Raw genomic sequence first — 12,217 nt, 5'->3', positions numbered from 1 at the left:
AATCCGTTGGACGAATCCTCCGTCATGAGCACTCCGTTCGACTTGCATGTGTTAAGCACGCCGCCAGCGTTCATCCTGAGCCAGGATCAAACTCTCAATAAAATGGTATCTAAAGAACCGAGGTTCTTCAAATCACTTTATCGAAGCTTAATTCATAGCTTCAAAGAAATTAAATCAAGAGCCTTCTGCACCAAGCTTGCGCTTGTTTCAGAAGGACTTCTCGTCCTTTCTGGTGCTTCGTGTTTCTCTCACGTTGTTTAATTTACAAGGTACACGCTCCGACCAGCCCTCCGGGCTGACGTGCTATTTATTGTAGCACCGCCGGCTTTGCTTGTCAAGAACTTTTTCAAGTTTTTTCAGGGCTTTTTAGCCCCGATCCCCTTGTTCCAGTCCTTTTTCAAGCCGGTTCACGCCTTCCGGCGCGAACTCATTTATTTTACCACGCGCTCCCACGTTTGTCAAGCACTTTTTTCTGATCTCTTTCAGAAGGCCGTCCAGGTTCCCCTCGGTTTCTTCCGGTTTTGGTCAGATTTTCATGCTCTCTCGCAAGGCGCTCAGATAGAATATCACTCACGGTGCCATTTGTCAACACCTTTTTTCACTTTCCGCCCTTTTCTTTTTCCCTTCTTCTTTCATCATTCTCTGGTTGCGGCAGGGTGGGAATTATGCTACTCTATTCTTATTATAAAATCTAATAGAAAGGGGCCATACCCATGCCCATTAAAATACCTGATTCACTTCCCGCTACCGCGGTATTGGAGAGCGAGAATATCTTCGTTATGACCGAGCACAGAGCCCTGCATCAGGATATCCGTCCCTTGAATGTGGTAATCCTGAATCTGATGCCTACCAAGATCGTGACGGAGACCCAAATCCTTCGCAAGCTATCCAACACCCCGGTACAGATTGAAGTAGAGCTGCTTCGGACTGCCAGCTATCAATCTCAGCACACCGATGAAGATCATCTGGCTTCCTTCTACACTACCTTTGATCAGATCAGAGACCGCAAGTTTGACGGTATGATCATCACCGGCGCTCCCGTAGAGAATCTGGAGTTCGATCAGGTGGACTACTGGCCCGAGCTGTGTGAGATCATGGAATGGAGCAAAACGCACGTTCACTCTACCCTGCATATCTGCTGGGGCGCCCAGGCGGGGCTCTATTTCCATCACGGAATCGAGAAGCGCTCTCTCCCTCAGAAGCTGTTCGGCGTCTTTGAGCACCGGGTCCTCAAGCCCAGCTCTCCCCTGTTCCGCGGATTCGACGATGTATTTTATGCCCCCCATTCCCGCTATACCGAGGTGTGGGAGGAGGATATCCGCAGCACCCCAGGTCTGGAACTGGTCGCAGTTTCCGCCGAGGCCGGTGTATACGCCGTCAAAACCGAAGACAGCCGGCAGTTCTTTGTAATGGGGCACCCGGAATATGATCCCGATACTCTGGCCAAGGAATACTGGCGGGATGTAAACAAGGGGCTGGATATTGCCGTACCCGCCAATTACTTCCCCGGGGATGATCCCACCAAGGTTCCCGTGGTGCGCTGGCGAAGCGCGGGCCAGCTTCTCTATACCAACTGGCTGAATTACTACGTGTACCAGACCACGCCGTACGATTTGAACGAAGTATAACAACAGCGCCCGTCCCGGAATACCGGGGCGGGCGCTGTTTCTATAGGGTAAGCTTAACTTTCGGTCTTGTAGCCAATCTTCACCTGGGCAGTGCCGGAGTTGGCGGAGCTTCCCATGCGTGTCAGGGTATAGTCCTCGCCACAAACAAGGCCGTCCACGGAATAGCCTTTGCCGCCCACGGTGTCGATCGCCTGGGTCAACCCAGCCCAGTAGCTGCGGCCATCCCAGGAATATTGGATCGTCAGCTCGGTCTCGCCGTCCCGGACTGCCTGCTCCAGGATGCCAGTATAATAGGCGAGAGCCTCCTCATCGGTCATTTCCGGCAGAGGGTACTGTAGGGAGGCTTTGAACACCCCGCTGTCCTTGTTGGTCCCGCCGCTGAACAGCCGGTAGTCCACCCCGGAAACTTTGCCGTTTGCGGTGACATAGCCCTCGGCGCTCATCACGCGGTAAGCTTTGGAGGCATAATAGTCGCCGTCCCGGTCCGGGTAATCCGCGGGCTGGAACTCCACCTGGAAGGCCCCGCTGTCAATGGCCTCCTCGATCTGGTCCACATACTTCTGTAGCTCCTCCCGGTCCCACTTGTTGTTAGTAAGGGTCACCACTCCACCGCTTTTGGCACTGAGGTCATAGTCTTTGGTCTGCCAGTTGGTATGGTAGGTGTAGCCGTCAAAGGTGTACCCCTCCACCTTCATAGTGTTACAGGCGATCTTGACGGCATTGTCGGTGTAGCCGGTGAGGGTCAGGGTCTCGGTGCGGAAGTCCATCCCGGCGATGGCCTGCTCCAGGATGGGCACGATCTCCAGGGCGTCGGCCTCGTCCTTGGCCTGCTGCTGTTCCTTCTCCTCCTTCTTGATGGCCTGCCGGCGCTGGGTCTCCGCCGCCACATCATCCCGTCGGAACTTAAGCGACATCTCCCGTGAGTCAAAGGTGCCGTAAGCGAACTCCGGGTGTTGGTCAATGATGGCGTCCGCCACTTCGCGACTGTACTTGGACAGGGTGTTGGAATCAAAGCCGGCGTCGGACAGGTCAATGGTAAAGTACAGCGCGTCGCTCAGCTGCTGGTCGGTGAGGGCCTGGAGCTCCGCCTGGGTCCAGGTGGGGACGTCCGTCAGGGCGGGGGCACAGAGGGCCAGGATGGCGTCCACCTGCTCCTGCCGCGCGTCGGCTATGGCCTGGTCCGCGGAGTCCAGCAGATCCGCGTCGTACTTGGTGCTGGTGCAGGCGTGGACCGTCTCCCAGTCCCGGTGGCTCCGGCTGACCATCACCTTGTCGCTCTTGAGGAAGTAGTCGTAGCGGATATAGTCGCCCCCCCGGACGGTGGGGTCGTCCCAGGTGGCGTCCACGTGGTACCACTGGCCGTCCACCTCCACCAGGTTCCAGGCGTGGTAGCCCCCGGCGAAGCCTGTGATGGTCACGTTGGGGATGCCGGCGGCGTCCAGCAGGAGCTCGAAGGCCTTGGCGTAGCCGCCGCACACGGCGGTTCCCTTCAGCAGGGCCCCCTCGGCCTGGTAGGAGACAAAGGGCATATTGCCGATGTCCACCCGGTAGTCGTAGTCGCAGTGGGTGACCAGATAGTCGTGGAGGGTCTTGACCACCTCGTAGTCGCTCATGCCGGAGGTGATCAGCTCGTCCGCCACCCGCTGGGCCTCCGCCAGGGCCGCATCGGAGATATAGCGCCAGTCGCTGTTGGCCACCGTGGTGACGGAGATGGTGCTGCTGGTGTAGTACACCGCCAGGGTCTTGGCGATCTGCCCGTCCTGCTCGTAGGCGTTCAGGTGTGTAATACCGTAGGGGTTTTCCCCGTCCAGGTCGGCGATCTCCAGGGCCAGCTTTTCCGCCTGGGAGGCCTCCAGTCCGAAGGCGCTAATGTCGATGGCGGACTTCCGGTCCAGAAAGCCGGTGGTGATGGCCAGAGTGGCCCCGGCCTCGTCGCTCAGCGCCGGCGGCTCTTGCTCCTGCGCCTTCCCATCGCCCAGCTGCTTCCACAGGCAGTAGACCACATCGGAGCGGGGACAGTTGGACCGGGCGGCGAAGGTGAGCCCGGCGGTGAGGCCGCTGCGCCCGGCCCAGGCCACGGCGGCGTCCGACCAGTTGTCCCCCTGGGCCTCCTCTCCGGCGAAGCGGCACAGGAAGGTGAAGATCTGGTCATAGGTCAGGGTGCCGGTGAGATTGAACCGGCCGCCCCCCACGCCGTTGGTGATCCCTTTCTCCACCGCCCAGAGCACGGCTTTGTAGTAGAAGGCATTCTTGTCGGTTACATCACTAAAGCCCGAGGAGGCGGTGGTGGTGGGGGCCGGGGAACCGGCGGCCCGCCACAGGAAGGTCACCGCCTCCGCCCGGGTCACGGTCCTCTCCGGGGAAAAGACGCCGTTTCCAGTGCCCTGGGTAATCTCCTCCTCTACTGCCCAAGCTACCGCGTCGGCGTAGTAGGCATCGTCCGGTACGTCCTTAAAGCCAGTATCCGCCGCTGACGCAGTGACCGGCAGAGCACCCGCCGTCAGCACCAGGGCCAGCAGCAGAGCAAGAACCTTTTGTATTCCTCTCATAACCAGCAACCTCCTTCTTTCTTCTGTGGTTTAGCCAAAGATGGCGTCCTGTGCGGCCTGAGCCGCATCATCCACCAGATCCTGAGCCGCATTCAACGCGTAGTGGTACTCGCAGTATCCGTCTTTGTACACCGGCTGGTCGCAGGATTTGCAATGGCCGCCGCAGGCGGTCAGGCTGACCGCAAGGGCCAGGGCAGCAATCAGAGCCATCATCTTTTTCATTGTTCTTGTCTCTCCTTATTGTGTCAAATTATGTTGGCAGAGACGGAAAGGCCAACAGGCCTCCCCGCACTCTCTGTGATATAGTGCCACGGAGAAGCCCATCGGTTTTATGGTTTTGCAATTTTTTTAATTTTTTTGGAATCGGTCACAACCCACCGTTCCTCAGGAGTGCCTCCGCCTCATCCACCGTCATGGCCGCTTCCGCCTCCTTCTGGTTGCTGAGGATCACCTGAGCCGGATCGGGGAGCGACTCTGCCGCTCCCATGGTCAGGCCGCCGGCACTCTCCGCAAAGGCCCAGGGTTCCTCCACCAAGCGGGAGGTATAGTAGTTGGTGTCGGCCCACAAAGTCCCGTCCTCTGCCAGGAACACCGTATAGCGCAGGCCGCTGCCCGCGAAGAAGTCCCAATCTTCCTGGAGGATGGTCACCGCCTGCCCGTTCTGACAGGTGACAATGGTCAGGACGCTCTGCGACCAGGGGAGATCCGGATCCGACGCCACAAAGAGCAGCTCCGGGGTGCCGTCGCCCCACACGTCAGCCAGGGCCACCGGAGATAGGTCGAAGATGCCGTCATACCACCTGGCGTAGGCCTCAATGCCGTCCCTCTGTTCCTCCAGCACACCGACGTAGGCGGCGGCAGCTTCTGGCGTAAGGCCTCCTTCCTCCGCTGGGGCGGCGTGGTCGCTGAGGCGGACAAACTCATAGTGGGCGGGATCGTCCAGCTCCAGATCCCATTCAAGCTGGATGGTCCGCTGAGGGTCGGGGGAATCCACGATATTGACCCCCAAAAGCACCCCGTCATAGCCCTCCGGCACCCGAACGGTATAAGTCACATCCTGGTAGGTATCTATTGTAATCTCCCGCTCCAGACCGGGGCGCTCGCTCTCCTCCCAGTCGCCGTAGTTCATGCCGCTGGTCCACTGCTTCTCATAAGTAATGGGAACGGTTTGCCCGTTGTACTCCACCTGGCTCTCCCCGGCAGCCAAGTACTGGTCGCCTGTGTCCATCCGCTGATCAGGGAAGTAGAGCCGGCCGGTATACCAGTCGTAGAGGCTGTACTCCTGCGTAATGATGGTAAAGGCCAGAGAGGCACTGCCGGGGTTGCCCATACGAACCTGGGCAGTGTTGCTGTAGCGGATGGTATAGGTCACATACCCCTCCCCGTCGGGTTCGCTCACCGTGATGTCCGGCTTGGTAAGTCCGCCAGCGGAGGAGAGCATTTCCAGCGTCGGGTCTCCGGCCACAGTGGTCAGAGGCACGTCCTCGTAGGCCCTGGGCTCCACCAGGGTAAAGCCGTGGAGCGCCCCGAAAGAGGTATCGCCCGGCGTCTCCGACTGGAGGATCTCCGGAGGCACCGACGCCGCGGGCTCAGCCGGGCCAGACCGGAAGGCAATCCCAACCGCCGCACCGCCGATGACGACCGCTCCAGCCAGGATGGCTGCCACCACTTTCACAGAGATACCTGCGGCAGCTACCCCCGTAGCTGTACCGGCGGCCGCTCCGGTTCCCGCGGAAGCACCGGCTGCGGCAGCCGCACCCGAGGCGGCGCTCCCCGCCTGAGCCAGGACCTGCCCGGCCATGGCAGCGGCGGCAGCACTGTCCAGAGCAGTACTCTCCGCCTCACGCCGCAGGAAGCAGAGCAGCAGCAGCATGGGGCTGACGCCATAGAGCTTGACGCCCCTGCGCTCGTGTTCCTCCACACCGGCCTTGATGCTCTTCCGGGCGTAGTTGAGGCGGCTCTTCACCGTACCCTCGCTGGTATCCATAGCCTGAGCAATGTCCTTGACGCTCATCTCATCGTAGTAGTAGAACAGCACACACATCCGCTGTTCCGGCGGCAAGTCGTCCACCAGCCCCAGGATCATCCGCCGGGTCTCCTCGTTGTCCAGTGCTTTCTCCGGTACCAGGGTCTCGTCCAGGTTCTCCATGCTGTCCAGCAGGGAGCCGCCCTCCTCATCCTCCGGAATCTGCCACTCCTTATGGGGCGCGGAGAGCAGGTGACGGCAGCGATTAGCCGTAATGCCGTTGACCCAGCCCCAGAAGGCGGCGGGCTCCCGCAGCTTGTCCAACCCCGTCAGCATGGCGATCAGCACATCCTGGGTGGCATCCTGGGCATCCTCCTCCTTCTTCAGCATCTTCTTGCAGTGGTAGTAGACCTTATTCTGTACCGCCAGTACCAGGGCCTCCTGGGCCGCTCCGTCCCCCTGAATACTTTTCTGGATCAACTCTTTCAGCTTTTCCTGTTCCATCTCCCGGTAGCCCCCTCCTCACCTGATAAAAAATAGTCTGCTTCGCAGCACACTCCTCCGCCTCCCGAAGAAGGCAGCAGCGGAGGAACTGAAAAAATGTGATGGATTTCGTTGTACATTCTCCTCCTTACAGTGTACAGGATATAGGGCAAAAAAGGAATCATCTGGTCCTATTTTTTAAAGATTCCATGCCCCATATCATAGTCGTTTCAGCTGTCTGACATATAGCAGAAGCCGGCCCACCTGCGAAGAGGTGGGCCGGCCTTTCACAGGACGGGGTACGGTCAGGCGGAGGCGCCCAGCTGCTTCCACAGGCAGTAGACCACGTCGGAGCGCGGGCAGTTTGCCTTGGCGGAGAAGTTCAGGCCCTCGGTCAGGCCGCTGGACTGGGCCCAATTCACCGCGGCGGCAGACCAGTCGGTCCCCGTGGCGCTCTCACCGGCAGCCCGGCACAGGAAGGTGAAGATCTGGTCATAAGACAGACTGCTGGACAGGTCAAAGATTCCGCCTCCCACGCCGCCGGTGATGCCCTGCTCGGCCGCCCAGAGGACCGCATTATAGTAGTAGGCGCTCTGATCGGTAACGTCGGTGAAGGGAGAGGTCGTGGAGGCGGGGGTGGGGGAACCGGCCGCCCGCCACAGGAAAGTGACCGCCTCAGCCCGGGTGACAGAGTTGGCAGGAGAGAAGGTATTGGCTCCGGTACCGGTGGTGACCTTCTGGTTTACCGCCCACTGCACCGCGTCGGCGTAGTAGTCTCCGGTGGTCACGTCGGTGAAGCCGGCCACCGGCTCGGCAAAGTGGAAGGTTGCCTGATCCAGGCCGTCATTCAGGCTGCCCATCTCGATCTGGCTCCACTGGAGAGCGGTGCCGCCGTAGTAGACGTCGGTGAGGCTTTCACAGCCATAGAAGGTGCCGCTGTCAATTTCGGTGACGCTGACAGGGATGGTGACTGTCTTCAGATTCCGGCAGAAGCGGAAGGCGTCCCCCAGATGGGTCACACCGCTGGGGATGGTGCAGCTTTCCAGGCTGATGCAGTTTTCAAACAGCCGTTCGGGCACGGTGGTAATGCCGGCAGGGAGACGCACGCTGGTCAGACTGGTGCAGTTGCTGAGGGCCCACGAGCCCAGACGAGTCACACTGTCGGGGATGTACAGGGTGGTCAGGCTTTTGCAGTTAGCCAGAGCCGATCCGGTCAGGGTCGTGACGCTGTCCGGCAGGGTCAGGCTGGTCAGAGCGGTGCCGGAGAAAGCGTCAGATCCGATGGAGGTGATTCCATCCGGCAGGGTTATGCTGGTCAGAGCGGAGCAGGCCTGAAAGGTATCCCGTGGAATGGAGGTCAAATTCTTGCTGAGCGTCACATCAGTCAGGCCGCTGCACCCATAAAATACCCCCTGCCCCAGAGTGGTGACACTGTCCGGCAGGACCACCTGCTCCAGGGAACTGCAGGCGCCAAAGGCCTGCCGCCCGATGGTGGTGACAGTGCTGGGTATGGTAACACTCACCAGCTCTTTGTGCTGATTGAATGCGTAATCCCCAATGGCAGTGACAGTTACACCGTAGATCTCAGCGGGGATGTTCGCCTCGGTGACGGTCTCATCTGCACGGGTGATGGTACCGGTGGTAGCATCAAAGTAGAGCTTGCCGCCGGAAACCTCATAGGTGAGGTCCGCCGCCTGGGCAGGCAGGGACAGGGCCAGGACCAGCCCAAGAGTCAGAACCAGGGTCAGGAGTCTGCGTACTTTCATGGAACATCTTCCTTTCTTCTTTTTGATTACGATGTATAGTGCGCAATCACCCCCGGTTGGTTTTACAAAAAAGAAAAAATTTTTGGCAGTCACGTAAATCAGCTATCATAACCATCCTGTTGGCTGCCAGAGCGTCCGGGGACAGCATATCACAGCCGGGCTTGTAGCTTTCGTTCCTCTTGTGCGCCGTCCCCGGCGTCCTACAATCCAGTTTCTGACCAAATTCGGATACTCGCCCTGACTGATGCAGATATTCAGGCACCACAGGGCAATCTGCAGTCAACAAGCAAAAAAGAAAACCGGCAAAGCATTGCAGTGCAATGCTTTGCCGGTTTCGTTGGCTTACTCCCATTCGGCAAATTCAAGTATATGGGAGTGTATTTGGGGTGGTTTTACAGGCAAAACATTCGCAAATATGTTAATATTTTGCTTGCTTATTTGGGGCAGTTCGTTTTCTTAGTATCAAAATAGTATCACAAAACCGAGAAATTGCAAGGGTTTCAGGCCATAAACGGCCACAATCAAAACTTCCCTCAATTTGATGTAAATTTCTGTCGAAATGGGTCTCGAATCGAGACCCATTTCGACCACCGCCTGGGAGCGTAAACGCTCCCAGGTAATAAGGGATTGATTTCCGCCGGAGGCGGAAATCAATCCCACCATGGGACATAATTCGACCACCGGCCCCCGCCCAAAATCAAAGGAGGCGGGCAAGCACCTTTGGGGCTTGCCCGCCTTGATGACCGAAAAGCAAGACCGGGTGGGGCGGTCAATGGCGGCGCACTTGTGCGCCGTTCATCTCGACCATTGTCGGCCCCGACTGGACTTGCTAAATGGAAAATGCCAGTCAATTTCATCCGTAAGATAATTGCCCATCTCCACCCATGAGGGCGGTCATTTCCTCGATCTTTTCTAATGGAAATGGCGGTTGAGAAAGAGGTTTCATCGCAATAGACATTAACTTCATCGGATTATCGTCTGCTGCTACACGATTTGAACTTAGGTGTCCACATCTTCTGCAACGGTGGATAATTGCCCACTCTCCATTTTTCCTGACCCAAACGCCCACGGGGTCCATAATTCCGCCGCAGTCTGCCTCCCGATCTCCGGGTTCAATGTCCAAATGTAAACTGCAAAGACAGTTTGGGCAATGATTACGATGGTCGCTCCCTGCACCGATAGGTACAACTAGTCTACCACATACTTTGCAAGTAAAACTATCGTTACACCCATGTGTTTTATAGTATCCTTTTTCATACTGTTTTCGTTTGTTCTCTCTGTTCATAACTGCTCCTTGTCGTGTGGGGCAGGGCAGACTACAAATCTTCACGCAGGTACTTTTTCAACGAGTCCCGGTATGTTTGTGAGAACAATATATATTTTTCTTGTTCCTCGACTGTCCATGCACCCCATATTTTATCTTCAATTTGAAATAGTGGGAGGATTTTCTCAGAAGTAAAATCTTTCCCTTTTTCGGTCAAACAAACCATTGTATTCCGGCCTTCTCCCTGTTCCAGATAGGCAAGCCCATCTTTCTCTAATTTCCGAATTGCCGAATTGATTGTTTGCCGACTGATACCTGTCAATCTGAATATGTCGCTCTGGAGACACTGTCCATCCCGTTCGCAAAGCACATACAGAATATTCAAAACAGTATCAGAAATGCCCATCTTTACAGCCGCTTCATGGTATAATGAAGTGATTTCCGCAGATAAATAGGCATACATTCTTGCTTTCTCGTAGCCCATCACGGCCTCCTTAATATCCGATTTCATATATATTATATCCATTTTCGGATATATGTCAATAAGTAATTCAAAATATATGCAACTCGTTTGATACAGGCGTAGCAAAAGCATCAGGACATTTTCTACCGCCCGCCCCAGTCAAGGGAGCGCCTGGGCCGTTTGTGGCCTTTCTCCGCCTGTTCCCTCTGCTTGTCAGCCTCCACCGCCGCCGCTACCTGCTCCGGGCCAAAGACCCGCTTGACCCGTGTATAGTCGGCGGAGATCTGCCGCAGTTTTTTGTTCTCCAACTTCACCTCCATCAAGCGGTCAGACAAGCGGGCGTTGCCCTCCCGCACCCGGTCATAGTCCCCCTGCAGACGGTCAAATTTCCCCCGCAGTTCCATATAGGCCCGATACAGGGAGCGCAGCACCTTTACGATCTTCGCCAGCAGGGGCTTTGCCTTTTTCTCCCGGTAGGATTTGGCGCTCTCCAGCGTCCCGGCCTCCGGCAGGATTTCCTCCGGGTCAGCGGAGAAGTCCGCCGCCAGCCGCTCCATGTCCTTCACCGCCGGGGCCAGTTCTTTCAGCCGCCGCTCCTGGCTCTCCACCTGGCTCTCTTTCTCCGCCTTGACTGTTTCCAAGGCGGCGATCTCTTTCGCCCTCTGCTCCTTCTTGTAGTCCAGCACAGACAGGTGCTTGTCGTGGGTGCCCTTGTCCTCCCACTCTATCCCGTGGCGCTCCATCACGGCGGAGAGTTGTTCCTTTTCCGAGCGCACCCACTGGCTCCACTCCGTGTCTCCCCTGGTGCCGCCCTTGAAACCCTGAGCCGCTAACGCCTGTTTCAGAGATACCCGTGTGTCCAGCCCCCGCTTGCTCCCAACAGTGAACGGCACAAAGTCGATGTGCAGATGGGGCGTGGCCTCGTCCATGTGGAGGTGGGCCGAGAACACCCGGAGATTGGGATTGCGCTCTTGAAAGGCTTTCATATACTCGTCCAGCACCGCCGCCGCCAGCCGCCCTTCGTCGCTGTCAGCGCTCATGTCATCCTTGTTGCCCACTTGCAGGATAATTTCGTGAAACGGCTTTTCCTGCTTGCCAGAGCGGATTTTTTCATAGTAGTTTTCTATCCGCCTGTCGGCTCTGGTCTGTTTGGCGTTGTACCGTTCCAGGGCCTCGTCAAAGAGTTCATGGTACACCGCCTTGATGTTCTCTTGGCAGTAGGTTATCTCCGCAGTCTCGGTTATTCAAGTGAGGAAATCGCCGAGATGCCTCTGGTCTCTTACCCGGATGACCCTTGCCGATATGCCGACCCGTCCAGTCTGTCGGCTTTTGTAAAAGAATTGCTCCAACTGTGCGGTTTTCAGAAGGCAGATTTTCAACTGATAGCGGCCCTGACACGGAGAGAGCCGGATTTGGACAGTGATGGTGTTCCGGACACCGATGTATCGGCTTATGCTCTTCGACGCGATTGGGCGGGCCGTGCGATCCATCTCTGCGGGATGGCATCTGCCGATGTGGACTATCTAATGGGACACAAAAACTCAGACACCAAGGATAAGGACTATACCAATTATGATGTGCAGTCGGATATTGCCAGACAGCTGGAACGCCATCCCTTTCTGCGGGAATACAGCCGGCACCCCTATTATAATGCCATCTGTCCGGTTCCGGGCAAAACAATCGATCTGACGGGATACAGCGCATACCGCATTACCGCGGGCAAAGAGCCCATTGAGGTAACGCTTCGTGTCGCTACCAGCGAAAGTGGAAATCGTGTGGATTTTATCACCGACGGCACAGTAATTTCCTTGCCGGAACCCCAGACCGGTGCAAAGGACGCACCAAGACTGCGGGAAAACCGCCCTGCGATTTCCCCTGTCACCAGCTCTGATAAATATCAAAAGTGGATTGAAGAAGCAGAGCAAATTGACATTTCAAAATGGAATGACAAAAAGGAGGAATGAAAAATGAACCGAAAAATGGAGTGATACACTAAAACCGCACACCCAAGGTGATATAATAAAACACAGAAAGGGTGTAGCAGATGGGACAGAAATACGACGCGGAATATAAAGCCGATGTGCTGAAGCTGGCCGAT

At 56.8% G+C, this 12,217-nt stretch carries 9 protein-coding genes and 1 rRNA gene; 2 read left to right on the top strand and 8 right to left on the bottom strand.

Annotated elements, in window-relative coordinates:
- A 16S ribosomal RNA gene (locus B5G06_RS13230) occupies positions 1–102 on the bottom strand; the annotation flags it as partial.
- Between the two features lie 611 nt (positions 103–713).
- On the opposite strand from B5G06_RS13230, the gene metA reads away from it, so the two are divergent.
- Positions 714–1,628, top strand: a complete 915-nt coding sequence (metA, locus tag B5G06_RS13225) for a homoserine O-acetyltransferase MetA (RefSeq protein WP_087189517.1) — start codon at positions 714–716, stop codon at positions 1,626–1,628.
- A 53-nt stretch (positions 1,629–1,681) separates the two neighbouring features.
- Here the strand turns inward: metA and B5G06_RS13220 are convergent, their stop codons facing one another.
- From B5G06_RS13220 to B5G06_RS13190, 7 genes are all read right to left on the bottom strand, one after another.
- Positions 1,682–4,177, bottom strand: coding sequence for an S-layer homology domain-containing protein (locus tag B5G06_RS13220; RefSeq protein ID WP_087189516.1), 2,496 nt, complete (start codon positions 4,175–4,177; stop codon positions 1,682–1,684).
- A gap of 30 nt (positions 4,178–4,207) precedes the next feature.
- Positions 4,208–4,399, bottom strand: coding sequence for a hypothetical protein (locus B5G06_RS13215; protein ID WP_087189515.1), 192 nt, complete (start codon positions 4,397–4,399; stop codon positions 4,208–4,210).
- Between the two features lie 145 nt (positions 4,400–4,544).
- Entirely contained in the window at positions 4,545–6,647 is a 2,103-nt protein-coding gene (locus tag B5G06_RS13210) for an RNA polymerase sigma factor (RefSeq protein ID WP_087189514.1), read from the bottom strand.
- Positions 6,648–6,931: 284 nt separating this feature from the next.
- Positions 6,932–8,392 (bottom strand): leucine-rich repeat protein, encoded by a 1,461-nt coding sequence (locus B5G06_RS13205; protein ID WP_087189513.1) that lies wholly within the window; start codon positions 8,390–8,392, stop codon positions 6,932–6,934.
- 853 nt (positions 8,393–9,245) lie between these two features.
- A complete protein-coding gene (locus tag B5G06_RS13200) occupies positions 9,246–9,677 on the bottom strand; it encodes an RNHCP domain-containing protein (protein ID WP_087189512.1) in 432 nt (143 codons plus the stop codon).
- A 31-nt stretch (positions 9,678–9,708) separates the two neighbouring features.
- A complete protein-coding gene (locus B5G06_RS13195) occupies positions 9,709–10,140 on the bottom strand; it encodes a MarR family winged helix-turn-helix transcriptional regulator (RefSeq protein ID WP_087189518.1) in 432 nt (143 codons plus the stop codon).
- A 122-nt stretch (positions 10,141–10,262) separates the two neighbouring features.
- A complete protein-coding gene (locus B5G06_RS13190) occupies positions 10,263–11,288 on the bottom strand; it encodes a plasmid recombination protein (protein WP_242955506.1) in 1,026 nt (341 codons plus the stop codon).
- Between B5G06_RS13190 and B5G06_RS14500 the strand changes: the two genes are divergently transcribed.
- A complete protein-coding gene (locus B5G06_RS14500) occupies positions 11,193–12,083 on the top strand; it encodes a hypothetical protein (protein ID WP_242955508.1) in 891 nt (296 codons plus the stop codon). The genes B5G06_RS13190 and B5G06_RS14500 overlap by 96 nt on opposite strands.
- Positions 12,084–12,217 lie beyond the last annotated feature (134 nt).

The sequence above is a fragment of the Flavonifractor sp. An52 genome, assembly GCF_002159385.1.
GTDB lineage: Bacteria > Bacillota > Clostridia > Oscillospirales > Oscillospiraceae > Flavonifractor > Flavonifractor avicola.
Note: the sequence above shows the minus strand (reverse complement) of the source record. Positions and strands in the feature narration are given on the sequence as shown.